23 protein-coding genes are annotated in these 21,106 nt (G+C 71.9%); 8 read left to right on the top strand and 15 right to left on the bottom strand.

Features of this window, described 5'->3' with window-relative positions:
* Nucleotides 1-65: 65 nt before the first annotated feature.
* The 5 genes from urtE to urtA form a co-directional block, all read right to left on the bottom strand.
* Nucleotides 66-755: an urea ABC transporter ATP-binding subunit UrtE gene (gene urtE / locus Psi01_RS13810; protein WP_204064396.1), complete on the bottom strand. Its 690-nt coding sequence runs from the start codon at nt 753-755 to the stop codon at nt 66-68.
* Complete coding sequence (gene urtD / locus Psi01_RS13805; protein ID WP_373872490.1) at nt 733-1,491, bottom strand: urea ABC transporter ATP-binding protein UrtD; 759 nt, start codon at nt 1,489-1,491, stop codon at nt 733-735. Before urtD ends, urtE begins: the two co-directional genes overlap by 23 nt.
* Nucleotides 1,488-2,615 carry an urea ABC transporter permease subunit UrtC gene (gene urtC, locus Psi01_RS13800; protein WP_204064395.1) on the bottom strand — a complete coding sequence of 376 codons (1,128 nt, stop codon included), beginning with the start codon at nt 2,613-2,615 and terminating at the stop codon, nt 1,488-1,490. Before urtC ends, urtD begins: the two co-directional genes overlap by 4 nt.
* A 64-nt stretch (nt 2,616-2,679) precedes the next feature.
* Entirely contained in the window at nt 2,680-3,546 is an 867-nt protein-coding gene (urtB, locus tag Psi01_RS13795) for an urea ABC transporter permease subunit UrtB (RefSeq protein WP_204064394.1), read from the bottom strand.
* Between the two features lie 163 nt (nt 3,547-3,709).
* On the bottom strand, nt 3,710-4,942 hold the full coding sequence (gene urtA / locus Psi01_RS13790; RefSeq protein ID WP_204064393.1) for an urea ABC transporter substrate-binding protein: 1,233 nt from the start codon (nt 4,940-4,942) through the stop codon (nt 3,710-3,712).
* A gap of 210 nt (nt 4,943-5,152) precedes the next feature.
* Here urtA and Psi01_RS13785 point away from each other — a divergent pair, with 210 nt between their 5' ends.
* The 6 genes from Psi01_RS13785 (at nt 5,153) to Psi01_RS13760 (ending at nt 10,263) form a co-directional block, all read left to right on the top strand.
* Nucleotides 5,153-5,455: an urease subunit gamma gene (locus Psi01_RS13785; RefSeq protein ID WP_203873038.1), complete on the top strand. Its 303-nt coding sequence runs from the start codon at nt 5,153-5,155 to the stop codon at nt 5,453-5,455.
* Nucleotides 5,452-5,868 (top strand): urease subunit beta, encoded by a 417-nt coding sequence (locus Psi01_RS13780; protein WP_307819234.1) that lies wholly within the window; start codon nt 5,452-5,454, stop codon nt 5,866-5,868. Before Psi01_RS13785 ends, Psi01_RS13780 begins: the two co-directional genes overlap by 4 nt.
* Nucleotides 5,858-7,573: an urease subunit alpha gene (locus Psi01_RS13775; RefSeq protein WP_204064392.1), complete on the top strand. Its 1,716-nt coding sequence runs from the start codon at nt 5,858-5,860 to the stop codon at nt 7,571-7,573. Before Psi01_RS13780 ends, Psi01_RS13775 begins: the two co-directional genes overlap by 11 nt.
* A gap of 88 nt (nt 7,574-7,661) precedes the next feature.
* On the top strand, nt 7,662-8,618 hold the full coding sequence (locus Psi01_RS13770) for an urease accessory protein UreF (protein ID WP_204064391.1): 957 nt from the start codon (nt 7,662-7,664) through the stop codon (nt 8,616-8,618).
* A gap of 26 nt (nt 8,619-8,644) precedes the next feature.
* Complete coding sequence (gene ureG / locus Psi01_RS13765) at nt 8,645-9,334, top strand: urease accessory protein UreG (RefSeq protein ID WP_204064390.1); 690 nt, start codon at nt 8,645-8,647, stop codon at nt 9,332-9,334.
* 131 nt (nt 9,335-9,465) lie between these two features.
* A complete protein-coding gene (locus Psi01_RS13760; RefSeq protein ID WP_204064389.1) occupies nt 9,466-10,263 on the top strand; it encodes an urease accessory protein UreD in 798 nt (265 codons plus the stop codon).
* Nucleotides 10,264-10,312: 49 nt separating this feature from the next.
* On the opposite strand, the gene Psi01_RS13755 is transcribed toward Psi01_RS13760, so the two are convergent.
* The 7 genes from Psi01_RS13755 to Psi01_RS13725 form a co-directional block, all read right to left on the bottom strand.
* Nucleotides 10,313-11,380: an acyltransferase family protein gene (locus tag Psi01_RS13755; RefSeq protein WP_204064388.1), complete on the bottom strand. Its 1,068-nt coding sequence runs from the start codon at nt 11,378-11,380 to the stop codon at nt 10,313-10,315.
* Nucleotides 11,381-11,516: 136 nt separating this feature from the next.
* Nucleotides 11,517-12,437, bottom strand: a complete 921-nt coding sequence (gene era / locus Psi01_RS13750; protein WP_204064387.1) for a GTPase Era — start codon at nt 12,435-12,437, stop codon at nt 11,517-11,519.
* Nucleotides 12,438-12,454: 17 nt separating this feature from the next.
* A complete protein-coding gene (locus Psi01_RS13745) occupies nt 12,455-12,787 on the bottom strand; it encodes a cytidine deaminase-like protein (RefSeq protein ID WP_204064386.1) in 333 nt (110 codons plus the stop codon).
* A 355-nt stretch (nt 12,788-13,142) separates the two neighbouring features.
* Nucleotides 13,143-14,447: a hemolysin family protein gene (locus tag Psi01_RS13740; protein ID WP_204064385.1), complete on the bottom strand. Its 1,305-nt coding sequence runs from the start codon at nt 14,445-14,447 to the stop codon at nt 13,143-13,145.
* The gene (gene ybeY / locus Psi01_RS13735; RefSeq protein ID WP_204064384.1) at nt 14,444-14,926 is read right to left on the bottom strand and encodes an rRNA maturation RNase YbeY; all 483 of its coding nucleotides are present in this window, start codon (nt 14,924-14,926) and stop codon (nt 14,444-14,446) included. The genes Psi01_RS13740 and ybeY overlap by 4 nt, the downstream gene beginning before the upstream one ends.
* Nucleotides 14,923-15,987: a PhoH family protein gene (locus Psi01_RS13730; RefSeq protein ID WP_204064383.1), complete on the bottom strand. Its 1,065-nt coding sequence runs from the start codon at nt 15,985-15,987 to the stop codon at nt 14,923-14,925. The genes ybeY and Psi01_RS13730 overlap by 4 nt, the downstream gene beginning before the upstream one ends.
* Nucleotides 15,988-16,105: 118 nt before the next feature.
* Nucleotides 16,106-16,459 (bottom strand): histidine triad nucleotide-binding protein, encoded by a 354-nt coding sequence (locus tag Psi01_RS13725; RefSeq protein ID WP_203873048.1) that lies wholly within the window; start codon nt 16,457-16,459, stop codon nt 16,106-16,108.
* A gap of 279 nt (nt 16,460-16,738) precedes the next feature.
* Between Psi01_RS13725 and Psi01_RS13720 the strand changes: the two genes are divergently transcribed.
* Both Psi01_RS13720 and Psi01_RS13715 read left to right on the top strand, forming a co-directional pair.
* Nucleotides 16,739-17,218: a SigE family RNA polymerase sigma factor gene (locus tag Psi01_RS13720; protein WP_203873318.1), complete on the top strand. Its 480-nt coding sequence runs from the start codon at nt 16,739-16,741 to the stop codon at nt 17,216-17,218.
* A complete protein-coding gene (locus Psi01_RS13715) occupies nt 17,215-17,865 on the top strand; it encodes a hypothetical protein (RefSeq protein ID WP_204064382.1) in 651 nt (216 codons plus the stop codon). The genes Psi01_RS13720 and Psi01_RS13715 overlap by 4 nt, the downstream gene beginning before the upstream one ends.
* A 176-nt stretch (nt 17,866-18,041) precedes the next feature.
* Here the strand turns inward: Psi01_RS13715 and Psi01_RS13710 are convergent, their stop codons facing one another.
* Genes Psi01_RS13710 through hrcA form a run of 3 tightly spaced genes read right to left on the bottom strand, consistent with a single transcriptional unit; the run spans nt 18,042 to nt 20,938 of the window.
* On the bottom strand, nt 18,042-18,773 hold the full coding sequence (locus Psi01_RS13710; RefSeq protein ID WP_204064381.1) for a 16S rRNA (uracil(1498)-N(3))-methyltransferase: 732 nt from the start codon (nt 18,771-18,773) through the stop codon (nt 18,042-18,044).
* On the bottom strand, nt 18,770-19,912 hold the full coding sequence (gene dnaJ / locus Psi01_RS13705) for a molecular chaperone DnaJ (protein ID WP_204064380.1): 1,143 nt from the start codon (nt 19,910-19,912) through the stop codon (nt 18,770-18,772). The genes Psi01_RS13710 and dnaJ overlap by 4 nt, the downstream gene beginning before the upstream one ends.
* A gap of 12 nt (nt 19,913-19,924) precedes the next feature.
* Entirely contained in the window at nt 19,925-20,938 is a 1,014-nt protein-coding gene (gene hrcA, locus Psi01_RS13700; protein ID WP_204064379.1) for a heat-inducible transcriptional repressor HrcA, read from the bottom strand.
* Nucleotides 20,939-21,106 lie beyond the last annotated feature (168 nt).

Here is a 21,106-nt window from a genome sequence, read left to right as displayed (position 1 = left end):
TCGGGCAGGGTACGGCAGCGGCCCGCAGTGACGCACTACCCGGCGGCAACGTCACCAAGAAGTGATCAAACGGCGAGCAGGCGTCGCGTCTCCTCCTGTCTGAGGTCCGCAGCCGTGCCCGAGTGCACGACGTGACCGGCGTCGAGGATCAGGAAGCGGTCGGCCAGACGCAGGGCCAGCTCCAGGTACTGCTCCACGAGGAGAACGGCCATGCCGGAGGCGTGCAGGCGCTCGATCGCCTCCTCGATCTCGATGACGATGGACGGCTGGATGCCCTCGGTGGGCTCGTCGAGGATGAGCAGCCGGGGCCGGGTGACCAGGGCCCGGGCGATGGCGAGCTGCTGCTGCTGGCCGCCCGACAGGAACCCGGCGCTGCGCTTGAGCAGCGGCTTGAGGCGGGGGAAGGTCTCCAGGGCCTCCTCCAGCGCCTCCCGGGGTCCGCGGCAGGCCTCCAGGGTGACCAGCAGGTTGCCCAGCACGCTGAGCTGGGGGAAGGTCGCGTGGCCCTGCGGGACGTAGGCCATGCCGAGCGCGACCCGGCGATGGGACGGCAGGCGCGTCACGTCCTCCCCCGCGAAGGCGACCATCCCGGCGGTGGCCGGGAGCACGCCCATCACGGTGTCGAGCAGGGTGGTCTTGCCGACCCCGTTGCGGCCCATCACGCAGACCAGCTCCCCGGGCTCCACGCTCAGCGAGATCCCGAACAGCACCCGGGCCCTGCCGTACCCGGACTCAAGACCCTGCACTGACAGCATCGTCCTTCCTCCTTCCGATGTAGACCTCCTGCACGCGGGGATCACCGCGTACCTCCTCGACCGACCCCTCGGCCAGCACCCTGCCCTCGTGCAGCACGGTGACCTGGGAGGCGTACCGGCGCAGGAACTCCATGTCGTGTTCGACGACGATCACCGTGCGGTCGCGGGCGACCGACGTCAGCAGCTCGCCGGTGCGCTCGCGCTCGGCCCGCGACATCCCGGCGACCGGCTCGTCGAGCAGGAGCACCTCGGGTCTCTGGGCCAGCAGCATGCCGATCTCCAGCCACTGCCGCTGGCCGTGGGAGAGCACCCCGGCGGGCCGGTCCGCCAGCCCGGCCAGGCCGGTGGTCTCCAGGGCCTCGGCCACGGTCTCGGAGACGCCGCGCCTGCGGCGTGCCAGCGACAGCAGCGGGCGGCGGAAGGCCGCGGCCAGGTCGAGGTTCTCCAGGACGGTCAGCTCCTCGAAGACGACCGAGGTCTGGAAGGTCCGCCCGACGCCGAGCCGGACGATCTGGTGCTCGCGCAGGCCCGTCAGACTCCGGCCGGCGAGGAGGACCTCGCCGGAGGCCGGCCGGGTCAGGCCGGTGACGACGTCGATGAGCGTCGTCTTGCCGGCGCCGTTGGGGCCGATCAGGAACCGCAGCTCGCCCCGCTCGACGGTCAGGTCGACCCCGTCGAGCGCCCGGAAGCCGTCGAACACCACCGACAGTCCGCGCACCTCGATGATCGGGCTCACGCGATCTCCTTCACGGTTCGGGAGGCGGGCACCGCCGGGCGGCGCCGGGCGGCGAGGGCCTCGCGGGCGGAGGCGGCCAGCCCGACCAGGCCCTTCGGCGCCAGGGTCATGACGAGGATGAACAGCGCGCCCTGCAGATAGAGCCAGCCGTCGGCGAACTGCTCGCTGAAGGAGGTCTTGGCGTATCCCATGACCACCGCGCCGAGCACCGCCCCGGCCAGCGCGAACCGGCCGCCCACCGCGACCGCGACGACCAGCTCCAGCGACGGCACCACGCCCAGCAGCGCCGGGGAGATGATCCCGACCACCGGGACGAACAGCGCGCCCGCCAGCCCGGCCATGCCCGCGGAGATCGCGAAGACGATCGTCTTGACGACGGCCGGGTCGTAGCCGAGGAAACGCACCCGGTCCTCGCCGTCCCTGACCGCGACCAGCAACCGGCCGAAGCGGCTGTTCACCAGCTGCCGGGCGCCCAGGTAGAGCACCCCGAGCACGAGCGCCACCACGATGTAGAGCCCGCGCTGGGTGGAGTCGTCGGCCAGGTCCCGGCCGAACAGCTCGAAGAAGTTGGTCAACCCGTTGGTCCCGCCGGTCAGGCCCTGCTGCCCGACGAGCAGGATGACGAAGGCGGCGGCGAGCGCCTGGGTGAGGATGGCGAAGTAGGCGCCGCGCACCCGCTGCCGGAAGACCAGCAGGCCCAGGACCGTGGCGATGAGCACCGGCCCGGCCACCACCATGGCCAGCGCGAACACCGGGTCGGCGAAGGGCGCCCACAGGGCGGGCAGCTCCTCGACCCCGCTCCACACCATGAAGTCCGGCAGCGCGGGCCCGCCGCCCGAGGACGAACCGGAAGAAGGAAGGGACGAGGCCTCGACCAGCTTCAGGTGCATGCCCATCGCGTAGCCGCCCAGCCCGAAGAAGACGCCCTGGCCCAGGGTGAGCATGCCGCCCTGGCCCCAGGCCAGGCCGATGCCGAGGGCGACGATCGCGAAGCACAGATACTTGGCCAGCAGCCCGAGCCGGAAGGGCTCCAGCGCCAGGGGTGCGACGACCAGGGCGAGCGCGGCCACGACCGCGAAGATCCCCGGTCCCCTGAGCCGTGCGAGATTCGTGACGGCGTTCATGGCAGTGCCCCCGATCGGTTCGTGACAGCACCCTCGATCCGCTCGTGACAGCGCCCCGATCCGTTCATGACAGCGCCCTCGATCGGAGGACGAACAGGCCCTGCGGCCGGACCTGCAGGAACGCCACGATCACAGCGAACACGATGACCTTCGCCAGGCTGGCGTCGCTCCAGAACTCCGCGTAGGAGTTGAGCAACCCCAGGCCCGCGGCGGCCACGACCGCGCCGAGCAGGCTGCCCAGGCCGCCGGCCACGACCACCAGGAACGCGTCGACGATGTAGTAGGTGCCCAGCGTCGGCCCGACCGGGCCGATCAGGGTCAGCGCCACCCCGGCGACCCCGGCCAGGCCGGAGCCGATGAAGAAGGTGCGCTGGTCCACTCTGCCGGTGTCGATGCCGCTGACCGCGGCGAGCCCGCGGTTCTGCATCACGGCCTGCATGCGGCGGCCCTGCCCGGTCCGGTTCAGGTAGGCCCAGACCCCGGCGACGGTGAGCAGCGCCAGGACGAAGATGAACAGCCGGTTGTACGGCAGCGTGCCGATCCCGCCCTGCAGCCAGGCCGGTGCCTGGACCTGGACGTTCGGCGCCCCGAACAGGTCGCGGGCCAGCTGCTGGAGCACGAGGCTGACGCCCCAGGTGAGCAGCAGGGTGTCCAGCGGGCGGCCGTAGAAGTGGCGGATCGCGGTCCGCTCCAGGATCAGGCCCATCAGCCCGGCGACGGCGAAGGCCACCGGCAGCGCCACGATCACCGCCATCCGGCCGGTCAGGTCCTGCAGCAGGTAGGCCGTGTACGCCCCGGCCATGATGAACTCGCCGTGCGCCATGTTGATCACACCCATCTGGCCGAACGTGAACGTCAGGCCCAGGGCGATCAGCAGGAGCACGGCGCCGATCGAGATCCCGATCGGCAGCTGGTTGACGAACGCCTCCACCGGTTTCCTTTCGCTGAAGGGGATTGGTCCCGGAGCCGGGCCGCGCCGCGGTGTGGGTCGCGCCACGGTGCTGTCCGTGATCAGGTCACGGCCCGGTTCCGGGACCGGTCTGCGGGGGCGGCCCCGGTCCGGCCGGGGCAGGCCGGACCGGGGCCCGCCGGGGTCAGCCGGCGGCCAGGCCGCTCGCCCAGGGGTAGCCCTTCAGGTAGGGATCCGGCTTGATCGGCTCACCGGAGTTCCAGACCTCCTTGATCAGGCCGTCCGGCTGGATGATGCCGATCCGGGCAGTCTTGTACATGTGCTGGTTCTCGCCGTCGATGGTGACCAGGCCCTCGGGGCGTTCCAGGGCGATGCCGCCGGCGGCCTTCCTGACGGCCTCGACCTCGACGGTCCCGGCCTTCTTGACGGCCTCGGCCCACAGGTAGACCGCGTTGTAGCCGGCCTCCATCGGGTCGGAGGTCACCTTGGCGGCGCCGTACCTGGCCTTGAAGGCCTCGACGAACTTCTTGTTGGCCGGGGTGTCGGTCGTCTGGTAGTAGTTCCAGGCCACCGGGTGACCGGCGATGTTGTCCACGCCGATGCCGGTGACCTCCTCCTCGGCGACGCTCACCGAGAGCACGGGCATCTCCTCGGCGGTGACCCCGGCGCTCTTGAGCTGCTTGAAGAACGCCACGTTGCTGTCGCCGTTGAGGGTGTTGAAGACCGCGTCCGGCTTGGCCTGCACGACCTTGTTGGTCAGCGTGCCGTACTCGGTGTGGCCCAGCGGGGTGTACTCCTCGCCGAGGATCTCCATGCCGTTCGCCGCCGCGTACGCCTTGATGATCTTGTTGGCGGTGCGCGGGAAGACGTAGTCGCTGCCGACCAGGAAGAGCTTCTTCTTGCCCTGCTCCTTCAGATAGTCCAGGCCCGGGATGATCTGCTGGTTGGTGGTCGCGCCGGTGTAGAAGATGTACGGCGAGCTCTCCAGGCCCTCGTACTGCACCGGGTACCACAGCAGCGCCTTGCTCCGCTCGAAGACCGGGAGCATCGCCTTGCGGCTGGCCGAGGTCCAGCCGCCGAAGGTCGTGGCGACCTTGTCCTGCCGGATGAGCTTGGTCGCCTTCTCGGCGAAGGTCGGCCAGTCCGAGGCACCGTCCTCCACCACCGGGACCAGTTGCTTGCCGAGCACGCCGCCGGCCTTGTTGATCTCCTCGATGGCGAGCAGCTCGGCGTCGCGGACGGTCACCTCGCTGATGGCCATCGTGCCGCTCAGCGAGTGCAGGATGCCGACCTTGATCGTGTCGTCACCGCCGGCCGCGGCGCCGCTCTCGTTCGCGGGGGCCTCGCCGCCGCATGCGGCGAGGGCGATGGCCAGTGCCGCGAGGGCGGCCCCGGAGCGCCACACTGAGTTCCGCAATGACTTCCTCCTTGCCGGTCCGGCCCCCGCACCGTTGCTTGCCGTAAAGGTGAACGCGCCGCGTTTCCGGTGGAGATCGCGTTTGTTAACACCCCCTTACGGGGGGCTCACCGCCGTGACAGGATGGGCCCGCCCCGCGGCGCCGATCCGGAAACCCGCCCGACATGGGCATGCAATGCCGCCGAAACGGCCGGTTCCTATGGTCCGGGGATGCGGCTCACACCACACGAGCAGGAACGCCTGCTCATCCACGTCGCCGCCGGTGTCGCCCGCGACCGCAGGTCCCGGGGCCTCCGGCTCAACCATCCCGAGGCCACCGCGATCATCGCCTCCTTCCTGATGGAGGGCGCCAGGGACGGCCGTACCGTCGCCGAGCTGATGGACGCCGGCCGTACGGTGCTCTCCCGCGAGGACGTCATGGACGGCGTGCCCGAGATGCTGGAGTCGGTGCAGGTCGAGGCCACCTTCCCGGACGGGACCAAGCTCGTCACCGTCCACTGGCCGATCCCGTGATCCCCGGTGAGATCCGCCACGGCGGGGGCCCGATCCCGCTCAACCCCGGCCGGGAGCGCGTCACCGTCCGGGTCGTCAACACCGCCGACCGGCCGGTCCAGGTCGGCTCGCACTATCACTTCGCCGCCGCCAACCCCGGCCTGAGCTTCGACCGCGAGGCCGCCTGGGGCATGCGGCTCGACGTCCCGGCCGGTACGGCGGTGCGGTTCGAGCCGGGCGTCGAACGCGACGTGACGCTCGTCCCGATCGCCGGGCGCCGGATCGTCCCGGGACTGCGCCCCGAGTGGGCGGGCCCGCTCGACGCCGCGCCCGCCGCCACCGCACCCACCGCCACCGCGCCTGCCGATGCCGTACCTCCCGACACCGCGTCTCCCGGTGCCGCCCCTCTCGACGGGAGCCCCGATGTTCGTTGAACGGCCGCGTTACGCCGCCCTGTACGGCCCCACCACCGGCGACCGGGTCAGGCTCGCCGACACCGACCTGTTCGTCACCGTGACCGAGGACCTGTCGATGGGCCCGGCGGGCGCGGGCGACGAGGCGGTGTTCGGCGGCGGCAAGGTCATCCGCGAGTCGATGGGCCAGGCCAGGACCACCCGGGCCGAGGGCGCCCCGGACCTGGTGATCACCGGGGCGGTGATCCTGGACCACTGGGGCGTGGTCAAGGCCGACATCGGGGTCAGGAACGGCAGGATCACCGCGATCGGCAAGGCCGGCAACCCCGACACCATGGACGGCGTCCACCCCGACCTGGTGATCGGCCCGTCCACCGAGATCGTCGCGGGCAACGGGAAGATCCTGACCGCGGGCGCGATCGACTCCCACGTCCACCTGATCTGCCCGCAGATCCTCGACGAGGCGCTGGCCGCCGGGGTGACCACGATCGTCGGCGGCGGCACCGGCCCGGCCGAGGGCACCAAGGCCACCACGGTCACCGGCACCTGGTATCTCGCCCGCATGCTGGAGTCCCTCGACGCCTACCCGGTCAACGTCGCGCTGCTCGGCAAGGGCAACACGGTCAGCACCGAGGGGCTGCTGGAGCAGCTGCGGGCCGGGGCCTCGGGCTTCAAGCTGCACGAGGACTGGGGGACGACGCCGGCCGCGATCGACGCCTGCCTGTCGGTCGCCGACGCCACCGGCACCCAGGTGACCATCCACACCGACACGCTCAACGAGGCCGGGTTCGTGGAGTCGACGCTGAAGGCGATCGGCGACCGGATGATCCACGCCTACCACACCGAGGGCGCGGGCGGCGGGCACGCGCCGGACATCATCAAGGTGGCCGCCTACGGCAACGTGCTGCCCTCCTCGACCAACCCGACCCGCCCGCACACCGTCAACACCCTCGACGAGCACCTCGACATGCTGATGGTCTGCCACCATCTCAACCCCTCGATCCCCGAGGACCTGGCCTTCGCCGAGTCCCGGATCCGGCCGTCGACCATGGCCGCCGAGGACGTGCTGCACGACATGGGCGCGATCTCCATGATCGGCTCGGACTCCCAGGCGATGGGCCGGGTCGGCGAGACGATCATCCGCACCTGGCAGACCGCGCACGTGATGAAGCGCCGCCGGGGCGCGCTGCCCGGCGACGGCGGGACCGACAACCTCCGCGCGCGGCGCTACGTCGCCAAGTACACGATCTGCCCGGCGACGGCCCACGGCCTGGAGGCCGAGGTCGGCTCGGTCGAGCCCGGCAAGCTGGCCGACCTCGTCCTGTGGTCCCCGGCCTTCTTCGGGGTCAAGCCGGATCTGGTGATCAAGGGCGGAGTCATCGCCTACGCCCAGATGGGCGACGCCAACGCCTCCATCCCGACCCCCCAGCCGGTCATGCCCCGCCCCATGTTCGGCGCCGCCCCGGTCACCGCCGCCGCCACCTCGGTCCACTTCGTCGCGCCCCTGGCCGTCGAGGACGGCCTGGCCGACCGCCTGGCCGTACGGCGCCGCCTGCTGCCCGTGGCCGACGTCCGCCGCCGGGGCAAGGAGAGCATGCCGCTCAACGACGCGCTCCCGCACATCGACGTGGACCCCGACACCTTCGCCGTCCGCGTCGACGGCGAGCTGATCGAACCGGCCCCCGCCGAGTCCCTGCCCATGGCCCAGCGGTACTTCCTGTTCTAGCGAGGCGTTGTGAGATGTCCCGGCGTGAGATGTCCCGGCGTGAGACGGCCCGGTGAGAGACGGCCCGGTGAGATGCCGTGAGCCCGCGATGAGCGCCCCCTCCCCGAACGCCGCCCTGCTGCTGCTCGCCGACTCGCGGCTGCCCGCCGGAGGCCACGGCCACTCCGGCGGCGCCGAGGCGGCCATCGCCTCGGGCGCCGTGCGCGACCTGCCCACCCTGGCCGCGTTCCTGCACGGACGCCTGGCGACCACCGGCCTGGTCACCGCCTCCCTCGCCGCCGCGGCCTGCGCGCTGGGCGCCTCGATCGCCGCGTCCGGTACGGCGGACGCCCGCGCCGGGGAAGGCGGAGGCGGCCGGGCGGAGGCGGACATGCCGGTCCCGGCGGACGGAAGCCGCTCCGGCGGACGAGCGAAGCCGGGCATGCCGGGTCCGGCGAGCGGAGATCTCTCCGGCGGACAGGCGGACCCGCCGAGCCGTTCCGGCGGAGATCGGCGTGGCGGCTGGGCGGGACTGGACGGGGAGGCCGACGCCAGGACCGCCTCGCCCGCCCAGCGGGAGGCGAGCCGTACCCAGGGCAGGCTGCTGTTGCGCACGGCCCGGCGGATCTGGCCCTCGCCGGTCCTCGACGGCCTGGCGCTCGCCGTGCCGCACGGGGCCCACCACCCGGTGGCGCTCGGCGCGGCGGCGGGGGTGACCGGATGCGCGCCGCAGGAGGCGGCGCTGGCCGCGGCCTACACGGCGGTCACCGGGCCCGCGACGGCCGCCGTCCGGCTGCTCGGCCTCGACCCCGTCGCGGTCCACCGGCTCCTCGCCGACCTCGCCCCCGACCTGGAACGGGTCGCGGCCACCGCCGCCGCCCGCGTGCCGCCTCTCTCCGCTTCCGCGTCCCCGGGCCCCGGCTCCGGATCCGCCCCGGCCGCCCCTCCGTCGCCGGAACCCCCCGGCGACTCCCCGTGGGCGGGGCTGCCCGCCCATGCGGCACCCGCGCTCGACCTGCTCGCCGAACGGCACCTGCGCGCCGGACTACGGCTGTTCGTCTCCTGATCCCACTCATGAAAGGACGGTGACCCATGGGCGCCGATCACGACGACCACCACCACGCCCCGGACCCGCGCGGCAGGGCGCTGCGGCTGGGCATCGGCGGGCCCGTCGGCAGCGGCAAGACCGCGCTGACCGCCGCGCTGTGCCGCACTCTCGGCCCGACGCTGCGCCTGGCCGTGGTCACCAACGACATCTACACCACCGAGGACGCCGACTTCCTGCGGAAGGCGGGCGTGCTCGACCCGGAGCGGATCGCCGCCGTGCAGACCGGGTGCTGCCCGCACACCGCCATCCGCGACGACATCGCGGCCAACCTCGACGCGGTGGAGACCCTGGAGGAGCGCTTCGGCCCGCTCGACCTGGTGATCGTGGAGAGCGGCGGCGACAACCTCACCGCGACGTTCAGCCGGGGACTGGCCGACCGGCAGATCTTCGTGCTGGACGTCTCCGGCGGCGACAAGGTCCCCCGCAAGGGCGGTCCCGGCGTCACCACGGCCGACCTGCTCGTGATCAACAAGACCGACCTGGCCCCCATGGTCGGCGCCGACCTCACGGTCATGTCCCGCGACGCGGCGGCCGTACGGGACGGCAGGCCCGTGCTTTTCACCTCGGTCAGGCAGGAGCCGGAGGCGCACGCGGTGGCCGAGTGGGTCATGGGGCTCATCCACGCGTGGACCTACGAGCACGCCCACGGCTCCACCGCCCCGGCCGCCACCTGAACGCGATGACGCCCGCCCGGCTCCCGGTCTCCCCACCGCCCGCCCCGCCCGCCGCGGATCCCGCCGTCCGCACCGCGTCACTCCCTCCCGGCCGTCCCCGGGCCGCTGACCCGGCGGCGCGGCGGCGGTCGATGACGGCGCGGGCGGTGCTCGCCACCGCGCCCGGGCCGGACGGCCGGACCGTGCTGGCCGTGATGCGCTCCGCCCCGCCGATCACGCTGCGCCGTACCGGACCGGGACGGGTCCACCTGGTCTCCACCGCCGCCGGGCCGCTCGGCGGCGACGACCTGGCGCTCGACATCGACGTGGCGCCCGGCACCTCGCTCGACGTCCTGTCCATCGCGAGCACCCTGGTCCTGCCCGGCTCCGGCACGGCCGAGTCGCTCATGACCGTCACCGCGCGGGTCGGCGCCGGGGCCTCGCTCCGGTTCGCCCCGGAGCCGACCGTGCTCGCGGCGGGCTGCCGGCACCGGATGGCGGTACGGCTGGAGCTGGCCGGCGACGCCCGGGTGTTCTGGCGCGAGGAGATCGTCTTCGGCCGTCACGGCGAGACCCCCGGGCGCTGTCACTCCCGCTTCGACGCCACGGTCGAGGGCCGCCCGCTGCTCCGGCAGGAGTTCACGGTGGGCGATCCGGCCGTCGACGCGAGCCCGGCCGTGTACGGCGGCGCCCGCTGCGTGGGCAGCACCCTGATCGCCGGGCCACCCGGAGCCGTCCCCGGGGACCTCCCGGACCGGGACCGGAACGACGGCCCGCCTCCGGATACCGCGCCCACCGGGAGCCTCCGGCCCGGCGAGGCGGTCATCGGGGACGGCTGGGCCATGCTGCCGCTGGCCGGACCGGGGATCCTGGTCTCAGCCCTCGCTCCGGACGCGGCCGGGCTCCGTCACCGCCTGGAGCGGGGCGAGGCGGCGGCGTTCCCGCACTGACCGGCCGCCCGGCGTCCGGCCGCCCGATTGAGCCGCGGGCCGTCGGGCGTCATCTCGACGACGAGCGGTAAAGCCAGCTGAGCCGCGGCTCGAACAGTCCCCTGAAGAGGGCCCTCGTCTGCGGGAGGCACAGGACGACCGACAGCGCGAAGCAGCCGCCCGCGATGGCGAGCACGCCCCACGGGCTGAACATCCACGGCTGGCTGAGCCAGCCCATCTCCTTGGCGACGAGCACCGGGACGCCGTGCAGCAGGTAGCAGTACAGCGTCCTGGTCCCCAGGCCGGAGAACCAGGTCTCGCGCCGCGGGACCAGGGCCAGGACCGCCGCGGACATGACCAGCGCGGCGACGAGCAGCCCGAGACGTACGGCGATGCCCGTCCACCAGGTCATGTCCAGGTGCTCGAAGTCGTGCCTGTAGTAGACCGGCCCCAGGTCGACCCGGGGCGCCACCACGATCGCCACCGCGGCGGCGCCCAGCAGCGCGCAGGCAGAGGCGATCTTGATCCAGGCGCGGTTGAGCAGTTCGAAGTGCCCGGGGGCGAGCAGCAGGCCGATCACGAAGAACGGCATGAGCCCGAAGAACCGGTCCAGGCTGAAGTCACCGGGCAGTTCGCAGAAGCCGGCGAGCACGTAGACGGCGACGGCGATCGGCAGCGGATGGCGGACGCGCTTCCACACCGGTATGGAGAGCCGCCACAGCAGCAGCGCCATCAGGTACCAGTTCAGCCAGGCCGGGTCCATGATGCTCAGGGACCACCCGTCCCCCAGCGCGGACCGCACGGCGGCGTAACCGGCCTCCACGATGACGTACGGCACCAGCAGGGTGTCGACGAGCTTGCTCGTCCTGGCGCCGGAGTCCCAGAACCTGCGCGACAGATATCCGCTGAGGATGACGAACAGCGGCATGTGGAACACGTAGACGAACAGGTACGCGGCCCGTGACGAGCCCGCGGCCAGTGTGGGTACCAGCGAGTGACCGGCCACCACCAGGCAGATCAGGACGAACTTGACGTTGTCCAGATACGGTTCGCGCTGCCGCCCGGCGGGCTGCGGCCGCTCCGTCCTCGGCGGGGCCACCGCCTGCGGAGCGTCGATCACAGATACGGCACTGTTCATGGGAACTACCCGGTCGTGTCGGAATCGCGTGCGAGCCGACGTTAACCGGGGCGCCTTGACAGCTACTTTCAGACACCGGACCGTCACGGATCCGGTGGTCCGAAAAGCGGCCGGCCCGGGTGCCCGGCCGTGCCGATCAGTCGTAGAAGCCGAGGCGGCGCAGCTGCTTGGGGTCGCGCTGCCAGTCCTTGGCGACGCTGATGCGCAGGTCGAGGTAGACCCGGGTGCCGAGCAGACCCTCGATCTGCTTGCGGGCGCGGCTGCCGACCTCCTTCAGGCGCGCGCCCTTGTGGCCGATCACGATGGCCTTCTGGGACGGGCGCTCGACGAACATGTGCGCGTAGATGTCGAGCAGGTCGTCGCGGCCCTCGCGGGGCATCATCTCGTCGACGACGACCGCGATCGAGTGCGGCAGCTCGTCGCGGACGCCCTCCAGGGCCGCCTCCCGGATCAGCTCGCCGACCAGGACCTGCTCGGGCTCGTCGGTGAGCTGCCCGCCCTCGTACAGCGGAGGGCTCTCGGGGAGCCGCGCGATCAGCTGGTCGGCCAGCACGTCGAGCTGCTCCCCGGACTGCGCGGAGACCGGGACGATCTCCGCGAACTCGGCCAGCCGGGAGACCGCGAGCAGCTGTTCGGCGATCTGCTCGCGGGTGGCCAGGTCGCACTTGGTGACCACGGCGATCACCGGGGTCTTCTTGACCGCCGCCAGCTTGTCGGCGATGAACCTGTCGCCCTTGCCGATGGGCTCGTTGGCCGGGACGCAGAACCCGATCACGTCGACCTCGGAGAGGGTGGACAGCACCAGGCTGTCCAGCCGCTCGCCGAGCAGCGTGCGGGGGCGGTGCAGGCCGGGCGTGTCCACGATGATGAGCTGGGCGTCCGGGCGGTGCACGATGCCGCGGATGACGCGCCGGGTGGTCTGCGGCTTGGACGAGGTGATCGCCACCTTGGTGCCGACCAACGCGTTCATCAGCGTGGATTTGCCGACGTTGGGCCGGCCGACGAAGCAGGCGAAACCCGCGTGGAAATCAGCAGCTGAGGAACTCACGCCGTCCATTGTCCCCGATGCCGGGCTCAACTCTGACGCAACGTGCCGTCCGGGCCGGCCACGAGCAGGGTCGAGGCGCCCATGTCGCGCACCACTGCGGCGTCCGCCTCGCCCGGCCCCTCGCCCGCCGTGACCAGCGCGGCCGCCTCGAGCGACCGGGCGCCGCTGGAGACGGCCATGGCGACCGCGACCTGCAGCGCCGACAGCGTCAGAGAGGGCAGGGCCACGTTGGTCGAGGCGTAGGTCCGGCCGGTCTCGTCGCGTACGGCGGCGCCCTCGGCGGCGCCGTTGCGGGCGCGGGCCGAGCGGGCAAGAACAATGATCTTGTTGTCCTCGGGGTCGAGGGTCGTCTCACTCACGGCACAAGCGTATTCAGCCCCCGCGCGTCCCCGCGCACCGGCCGGAAAACGCCGAAGGTGCCCCCGCCCGGTCGTACCGGACGGGAGCACCTTCGAGCGGGCGGGATGCGGCCGGCCAGCAGGCCGCATCCGTCCTTCCCCCGGAAGAGGCCTCCGCGCCGCGAACCCCTCCCGGCGCTCGGACCTCTCCCCGGCTCCCACGTCACCGGGAGCCACGGGAGAAGCTTCACGCGGGCTGCTTGCAGATCGCTTGCGGGGCGCTTGACCGGCCGCGCCCTCTTCCGGTTTCCACGGCGCCTCTTCCGGTTTCCACGGCGTACGGGGCCCGCGGCGGCCGTACGGGCCCGATGGAAGATCAGTCGTGGTCGGCGGAGGGAGAGTCGCCGTTCTCGCCGAGGACGACTTTGCGCCGGACCAGGACCGTGCCGATCCGGTTGCGCCGTCCCTCCAGGCTCTCCGCCGTCAGGCTCAGGCCCTCCACCACGGCCTCGGAGCCCGCGATCGGCACGCGGCCCAGCGCGTGCGCCAGCAGGCCGCCGACCGTCTCCACGTCGTCCACGTCCAGCTCGACGCCGAACATGTCCTCCAGTTCCCCCACGGGCAGCCGGGCCGTCACCCGGACCGCCCCGTCCTCCAGCGGCTCCACGCGGGGGGCCTCCTGGTCGTATTCGTCGGTGATCTCACCGACGATCTCCTCCAGGACGTCCTCGATGGTGACCAGGCCGGCCGTCCCGCCGTACTCGTCGATGACGATGGCCTGGTGGATCTGGCGGGCCTGCATCTCGCGCAGGAGCTGGTCGATGGGCTTGCTCTCGGGCACGTAGGTGGCCGGGCGCATGATCGACTCGACCGGCTCGACCCGGCCGTCGTCCCCGGTGTCCTGCACCCTGCGCACGACGTCCTTGAGGTAGACGATGCCTATGACGTCGTCCTCGTTCTCGCCCACCACGGGGATGCGGGAGAAACCGCTGCGCAGCGCGAGCGACAGGGCCTGGTTCAGCGTCTTGCCGCGCTCGATGAACACCATGTCGGTGCGGGGCACCATCACCTCGCGCACGATGGTGTCGCCGAGCTCGAAGACGGAGTGGATCATCTCCCGCTCGTCCGGCTCGATGACCCGGCGCTCCTCGGCCAGGTCGACCAGGTCGCGCAGCTCGGCCTCGGAGGTGAACGGCCCCTCCCGGAAGCCCTTGCCCGGGGTCAGCGCGTTGCCCAGCAGGATGAGCAGCGTGGGCAGCGGGCCGAAGATCCGCGTGAGGCCGTACACCAGGGGGGACGCGGCCAGCGCGATCGGCTCGGCGTGCTGGCGGCCCAGCGTCCGCGGGGAGACGCCGACGATCACATAGCTGATCACGACCATGACCGCCGCCGCGGCGGCGTAGGCCCAGCCCTGGTCGCCCAGCCAGTCGATGAACAGCAGCGTGGCGATCACCGTGGCGACCAGCTCGCAGGTCAGCCGGAGCAGGAGCAGCAGGTTCAGATAGCGCGGCGGGTCGGCGACGATCGCCTGCAGGCGCTCGGCCCCCCGCCGCCCCTCACGGACGAACTCCTCCGCGCGCACCCGGGAGATGCGCGTCAGCGCGGTCTCCGCGCTGGCGATCAGGCCGCCGACCACGACGAGGACGACGGCCGAGAACAACCACCCGTTGGCGAAGTTCACCGCTGGGGGCGCACCTCCCGCCACGCTTCGAGAAGCTCGCCCTGCAGCCCGAACATCTCCTTGTGCTCCTCGGGCTCGGCGTGGTCGTAGCCCAGCAGGTGGAGGATGCCGTGCGTGCACAGCAGCTCCAGCTCCGCCTCGGTGCCGTGCCCGGCCTCGGCGCCCTGCTTGGCGGCCACCTGCGGGCAGAGCACCACGTCGCCCAGGAGGGCCGGGTCGGCCGGGGCGTCGCCCTCCTGCCGCGCGCCGGCGCCGTGCCCGGGACGCAGCTCGTCCATCGGGAAGGCGAGCACGTCCGTCGGGCCGGGCTCGCCCATCCACCGCTCGTGCAGGTCGGACATGGCCTCCTCGTCGACGACGAGGATCGACAGCTCCGCCAGCGGGTTGATGCCCATCCGTTCCAGCACGTGTCCCGCCAGCTCGACGAGGAGCTCCTCGTCGACCTCGACGCCGGACTCGTTGTTGACCTCGATGCTCATGACCGTCCCCGATGGCGCTTGTCCGCGCCCTTGATCACCTGCGGCGGGCTCTGCCGCACGGTCTCGTCGTAGCGTCCGTAGGCGTCGACGATGTCGCTCACCAGCTTGTGCCGTACCACGTCGGCGCTGGTCAGCCTGCAGAAGTGGATGTCGGGGATGCCGTCCAGGATGTCCTGGACGACCCGCAGGCCGCTCTGCACGCCGCCCGGCAGGTCGACCTGGGTGACGTCGCCGGTCACGACGATCTTCGAGTTGAAGCCCAGCCGGGTCAGGAACATCTTCATCTGCTCGGGCGAGGTGTTCTGCGCCTCGTCGAGGATGATGTAGGCGTCGTTGAGCGTACGGCCGCGCATGTAGGCCAGCGGGGCGACCTCGATCGTGCCCGCGGCCATCAGCCGGGGGATCGAGTCGGGGTCGATCATGTCGTGCAGCGCGTCGTAGAGCGGGCGCAGGTAGGGATCGATCTTCTCGTACAGCGTGCCGGGCAGAAAGCCCAGGCGCTCGCCCGCCTCGACCGCGGGGCGGGTGAGGATGATCCGGTTGACCTTCTTCTCCTGCAGGGCCCGCACGGCCTTGGCCATCGCCAGATAGGTCTTGCCGGTGCCGGCGGGACCGATGCCGAAGACGATGGTGTGCTTGTCGATCGCGTCGACGTAGCGCTTCTGGTTCACGGTCTTCGGCCGGATGGTGCGGCCGCGGGAGGAGATGATGTCGAGGGAGAGCACCTCGGCGGGACGGTCGGAGGTCATCCGCAGCATGGCGATGCTGCGCTCCACCGCGTCCGTCGTCAGCTCGGCCCCTCCGCTGACCAGCTCGGTCAGCTCCTCGAAGAGGCGCACCACGATGCTGCTCTCCTCGGGGCTGCCGGTGATGGTGATCTCGTTGCCCCGGACGTGGATGTCGGCGCGGAAGGCGCCCTCGATGACCCGCAGCAGCTCGTCGCGCGAGCCAAGAAGGCTGACCATCGAGTGGTCGTCCGGGATCACCACCTTCGCCTGAGTCCGGCTCGGACCCTTCGACCGCGTCTGTGGTGTTCTGCTGGAATCGTTTGGCTCGGACATGGGCGGGCCTCTAGCGGCCTGTTCGCCTCCAGACTTCGACGAGTGAACCCGTAAGTGCACTGCGGAGCACTTTCTCCGCCATCGTATCTATGATCGAGGGGATCGCGCCCAATCGTTTTTACCCGGGCGGCCAGGTCAGACCACGTCCGCCGAGAACGTGTCCGTGCACGTGGAAGACCGTCTGGCCCGCCTCGGGCCCGGTGTTGAAGACCAGGCGATAGCCGGAGCCGGCGACGCCCTCCTGCTCGGCGACCGCGTGCGCCGCCTTGATGACCTCGTCTGCCAGTCCGTGGTCGGCGGCCGCGAGCGCGGCGGCGTCGCGATAGTGGTCCTTGGGGATGACCAGCACGTGGGTCGGCGCCTTGGGGTCGATGTCCCGGAAGGCCAGCGTCCGCTCGGTCTCGTGGACGACGTCCGCGGGAATCTCCTTGGCCACGATTCTGCAGAACAGGCAGTCGGCTTCGCTTACCATGGGTGCACCCTATCCCGGCGGGCGTTGCCAATCGGTGATGGTCCCTCTGCGGTAAAGAGAGATCTGCATGGATAGGGTGTGTGTGCGAAACTTGCGTCGGCAGACAATTGCGAGTTTGCCCAAAAGTCCGCCTGGCGAGGACACGACTGGGTCATGCCCCCTAATGAACCGGAAGAGCGTAAACCCTCTGGGAAGGCTGAGCGTCCCATTGATGTGACCACCGAGACCCTCGTGGCCGACAGGTCGCTCGGGGCGGTGCCCGTCGGGTGGGATGCCGACATGGCCGTTACCGCGCTCTACAGCGCTCACTATCGGTCTCTCGTGCGCCTCGCCGTGTTACTCGTCCGCGACATGGCAACCGCGGAGGAGGTCGTACAGGACGCGTTCGTCGCCATCCACGGCGCCTGGCGCAGACTGCGCGATCCCGACAAGGCACTTGCCTACCTGCGTCAGTCGGTCGTCAACCGATCGCGCTCCGTGCTGCGGCACCGCGCGGTCGTCGAGAAATACGCCCCCAAGGGCCTGCCCGACGCACCGAGCGCCGAGAACGGCGCGATCGGTGAGCTGGAGAGGTCCGCCGTCATCGAGGCTCTGCGCGGGTTGCCGGCGCGCCAGCGCGAGGCGCTGGTGCTGCGTTACTACGGAGACCTGTCCGAAGCGCAGATCGCCCACGCGATGGGCATCAGCAAGGGCGCGGTCAAGAGTCACACGGCTCGCGGCATGGCCGCCCTACGAACCATTCTGGAGCAACTGTCATGACCGACTCCCCCGACGAGTACGGCGAGCTGCTCCGCCGTGCGCTCAGCGCGGAGGCAGACTCGGTCGTTCCCTCCCCGGACGGACTGGAGATCATCCGCGCCCGCATAGAACGACGCGGGCTCCGCGGGCTCATGTGGTGGCGCGCCGGAGCCTCAGTCGCGGGAGCGGTGCTCGTGGCCGCCACCGTCGTCATGGTGGTCCCCGAGCTCCGCCAGCAGGTCACCCAGCAGATCACCTCCGCCGGTGACGTGCAGCCGGCCACGACGACCCCTCCGGAGCTGCTGGCCACCTCCCGGCCTCCGTCGAAGGACGGCAAGGTCGCCCCGCCCGCCACCAGGCCCGGCACGCCCGAGCCTCCGATGCCCACCAAGGGCAGGACACCCGCGCCGAGTTCGGTCCCGCAGCCGACCCCGACGCCCACCGCCCCGACCTCCACCCCGTGCCCGACCACCCCCGCCGACGACACGCTGGTCGAGTCGGAGGAGCAGCGCGAGGAGTGCGAGAAGACGGCGACGCCGACCCCGACGCCGTCGGAGGCCGAGCCGACCCCGGACGTCCCCTGCCCGGTCGAGGAGTGCCCGCCGCCGGACGACACCCTGCCGCCGCTCCCGACGGAGGCGGGCACCCCGGCCCCCATCAACAACTGAGACGACCGGCCGGTCCCCGTCCCGGGCGGGGTCCGGCCGTCTGTCGTCCGCCGTACCCGTCCGCGGTCCCCGCCGGCGGCCGGCACCGGTTCGCAGGCTCGGGTGCCCGTTCTCAGCCGCGGCCGGTGGGGGCCTGCATGACGCTCACCGGCGGCCGGTGCGGGCCCGCGGGACGTTCACCAGCGGCCGGTGCGGGCCTGGAGCACCGCCGCCGCGGCGACTCCGGCCGTCGAGGTCCGCAGGACCGTCGGCCCGAGCAGCGCCGGTACGGCCTTCGCCTCCCGGAAGGCGGCCAGCTCCTCCCCGGAGATCCCGCCCTCGGGGCCGACGACCACGACGATGTCGCCCTCGCCGGGAAGCTCCAGCCCGGACAGCGGCGCGTCGGCCTCCTCGTGCAGCACGACCCCCAGGGCCGCGGCCGACAGCAGCGCGGCGACCCCGGCCGTGTCCGCCAGTTCGCTCACCTCGGGCAAGTGGAAGCGGCGTGACTGCTTGCCCGCCTCCCGCGCCGTGGAGCGCCAGCGGGCCAGCGCCTTGGCGGCCCGCTCGCCCTTCCACTGGGTGACGCACCGGGCGGCGGCCCAGGGCACGATGACGTCGACCCCGGCCTCGGTCATCATCTCCACGGCCAGCTCGCCCCGGTCGCCCTTGGGCAGCCCCTGCACCACGACCAGGCGCGGCCGGGGCGCGGGCACCTCGTGGCGGCTCAGCACCTCCACCCGGAGGCTGTCCTTGCCGGCCTCCAGGACCACGCACTCGGCCACGGTCCCGGCGCCGTCGGTCAGGTCGAGCCGCTCGCCGGTGCGCAGGCGCCGTACGGCCGCCGCGTGACGGCCCTCGGGGCCGCCGAAGGTGAAGCGCGCCCGGGCCAGGTCGGCCGGGTCGGCCAGGAAGACGGGGACCGTCATCGGCCGTTGAAGGCGTCCCGCAGGCGGGAGAAGAAGCCCTGCTGACCGGGGGCGAACTTGCCGGGCGGGCGCTCCTCGCCGCGCAGCTTGGCCAGCTCGCGCAGCAGTTCCTCCTGGGCCGGGTCGAGGCGGGTCGGCGTCTCCACGTTGATGTGGATGAGCAGGTCGCCCCGGCCGGTCTCGTTGAGGCGCTGGACGCCGCGGCCGTACAGCGGGATGGTCTGGCCGGACTGCGAGCCCGGCCGCACGTCGAGCTCCTCGACGCCGTCGAGCGTCTCCACGGTCAGCACGGTGCCCAGCGCGGCCGCGGTCATCGGGATCTGCACGGTGCAGTGCAGGTCGTCGCCGCGCCGCTCGAAGATCTCGTGCGGACGCTCGACGATCTCCAGGAACAGGTCGCCGGGCGGGCCTCCGCCGGGGCCGACCTCGCCCTCGCCGGCGAGCTGGATGTGGGTGCCGTCCTCCACACCGGCCGGGATGCGCACCTTGATGGTGCGCCGGGTGCGGACCCGGCCGTCGCCGGAGCACTCCTGGCAGGGGTGGCGGATGATCGAGCCGAAGCCGCCGCACTGGGGGCACGGCCGGGAGGTCATGACCTGCCCCAGGAACGAGCGGGTGACCTGGGAGACCTCGCCGCGGCCGTGGCACATGTCGCAGGTGTCGGGGTGGGTGCCCGGGGCGGCCCCGGAGCCGGTGCAGACGTCGCAGACCACGGCGGTGTCCACGACCAGCTCGCGCGTGGTGCCGAAGGCCGCCTCCCGCAGGTCGAGGTCGACCCGGATGGTGGCGTTGCGGCCCCGGCGGGCCCGGGTGCGCGGGCCCCGCCCGCCCCCGGCGCCGGCCGCGCCGAAGAAGGCGTCCATGATGTCGCTGAACGGGAAGCCCGCGCCGAAGCCCCCGGCCCCCGCGCCGGCGCCCGCGGCGAACGGGTCGGCGCCCATGTCGTACATCTGGCGCTTGCCGGCGTCCGACAGCACCTCGTAGGCCTGAGTGATCTCCTTGAACCGCTCCTGGGTCTCAGGATCGGGGTTCACGTCGGGGTGCAACTCCCGCGCCAGGCGGCGGTAGGCCTTCTTGATCTCTTCCGCACTGGCGTCACGGCGCACCCCGAGGGTGCCGTAGTAGTCGCTCTTAGCCACTTAGATGCCCTCTTAGGATGCAGCCAGGATCTGGCTGACGTAGCGTGCCACCGCGCGCACCGCGCCCATCGTGACCGGGTAGTCCATTCGTGTCGGCCCGAGCACACCGAGCCGGGCCAGTTGTTTGTCCCCTGAACCGTATCCCGCGGCCACGATCGAGGTGCCCTGCAGGCCGGTGTAGGGGTTCTCCGAACCGATCCGCACGGTCAGCGCGGACAGGTCGGAGGTCTCTCCGAGCAGGCGCATGAGCACGACCTGCTCCTCCAGGGCCTCCAGCACCTCGCGGAGCCCGACGCTGAAGTCGGCTCCCGCGAGGTTGGCGGTCCCGGCAAAAACGATCTTCTCGTCCTGACGCTCCACCAGGCTCTCCAGCAGCACCGACAGGACGGTGGCCGCCAGCGGCCGGTCCTCGACCGGGAGCCGCTCCGGCAGGTCGGCGACCAGGTCCGGGACGCTGCCGAGCCCGCGGCCGTCCAGGCAGGCGTTGAGCGTGGCGCGCAGGTGGGCGACGCGGCCCTCGTCGACGACCTCGGGCAGCTCGACCACGCGCTGCTCGACGCGGCCGGTGTTGGTGATGAGCACGAACATCAGCCGGCGCTCGGTCAGCGGGACGAGCTCGACGTGCCGGACCGTGGAGCTGGTCAGCGTGGGGTACTGCACCACGGCGACCTGGCGGGTGAGCTGGGCCAGCAGCCGGACGGTCCGCGTCACCACGTCGTCGATGTCGACCGCGCCGGCCAGGAACGACTCGATGGCCCGGCGCTCGGCGCCCGACAGCGGCTTGACCTGCGACAGGCGGTCGACGAACAGCCGGTAGCCCTTGTCCGTGGGCACCCGGCCCGCGCTGGTGTGCGGCTGGGCGATGTAACCCTGCTCCTCCAGCACCGCCATGTCGTTGCGGATCGTCGCCGGGGACACCCCGAGGTTGTGGCGCTCGGCGAGCGCCTTGGAGCCCACCGGCTCGTTGGTGGAGACGTAGTCCTCCACGATGGCACGAAGCACCGCGAGCTTTCGGTCGTCGACCACCGTGCTCACCTCCCCGCCGACCCTGCGACCACACGAAGGGAAAACATCAGATCTGGCACTCTGTGTTCCCGAGTGCCAAGTGTACGGCTCCCGCCCGCAGGGTGCGATAACACGGTCGGGAAGGATCCAAGTGACCGTTAAGCGAACTGCTATCGACAGACAAGTCGC

This window comes from Paraplanobispora siamensis (assembly GCF_016863175.1).
GTDB classification, from domain to species: domain Bacteria; phylum Actinomycetota; class Actinomycetes; order Streptosporangiales; family Streptosporangiaceae; genus Planobispora; species Planobispora siamensis.
The sequence above is the reverse complement of the archived record's forward strand: the minus strand, read 5'-3'. Positions and strand labels throughout refer to the sequence as shown.

Bases quoted from the DNA above. Each gene is read 5' to 3' on its own strand.
- Psi01_RS13720 (WP_203873318.1), top strand. From the start codon at position 16,739: ATGGCCGTTACCGCGCTCTACAGCGCTCACTATCGGTCTCTCGTGCGC.
- Psi01_RS13730 (WP_204064383.1), bottom strand. From the start codon at position 15,987: ATGTCCGAGCCAAACGATTCCAGCAGAACACCACAGACGCGGTCGAAG.
- ybeY (WP_204064384.1), bottom strand. From the start codon at position 14,926: ATGAGCATCGAGGTCAACAACGAGTCCGGCGTCGAGGTCGACGAGGAG.
- Psi01_RS13770 (WP_204064391.1), top strand. From the start codon at position 7,662: ATGAGCGCCCCCTCCCCGAACGCCGCCCTGCTGCTGCTCGCCGACTCG.
- urtE (WP_204064396.1), bottom strand. From the start codon at position 755: ATGCTGTCAGTGCAGGGTCTTGAGTCCGGGTACGGCAGGGCCCGGGTG.
- Psi01_RS13755 (WP_204064388.1), bottom strand. From the start codon at position 11,380: ATGAACAGTGCCGTATCTGTGATCGACGCTCCGCAGGCGGTGGCCCCG.
- Psi01_RS13715 (WP_204064382.1), top strand. From the start codon at position 17,215: ATGACCGACTCCCCCGACGAGTACGGCGAGCTGCTCCGCCGTGCGCTC.
- urtC (WP_204064395.1), bottom strand. From the start codon at position 2,615: ATGAACGCCGTCACGAATCTCGCACGGCTCAGGGGACCGGGGATCTTC.
- Psi01_RS13775 (WP_204064392.1), top strand. From the start codon at position 5,858: ATGTTCGTTGAACGGCCGCGTTACGCCGCCCTGTACGGCCCCACCACC.
- Psi01_RS13710 (WP_204064381.1), bottom strand. From the start codon at position 18,773: ATGACGGTCCCCGTCTTCCTGGCCGACCCGGCCGACCTGGCCCGGGCG.
- Psi01_RS13725 (WP_203873048.1), bottom strand. From the start codon at position 16,459: ATGGTAAGCGAAGCCGACTGCCTGTTCTGCAGAATCGTGGCCAAGGAG.
- era (WP_204064387.1), bottom strand. From the start codon at position 12,437: ATGGACGGCGTGAGTTCCTCAGCTGCTGATTTCCACGCGGGTTTCGCC.
- ureG (WP_204064390.1), top strand. From the start codon at position 8,645: ATGGGCGCCGATCACGACGACCACCACCACGCCCCGGACCCGCGCGGC.
- Psi01_RS13760 (WP_204064389.1), top strand. From the start codon at position 9,466: ATGACGGCGCGGGCGGTGCTCGCCACCGCGCCCGGGCCGGACGGCCGG.
- Psi01_RS13785 (WP_203873038.1), top strand. From the start codon at position 5,153: ATGCGGCTCACACCACACGAGCAGGAACGCCTGCTCATCCACGTCGCC.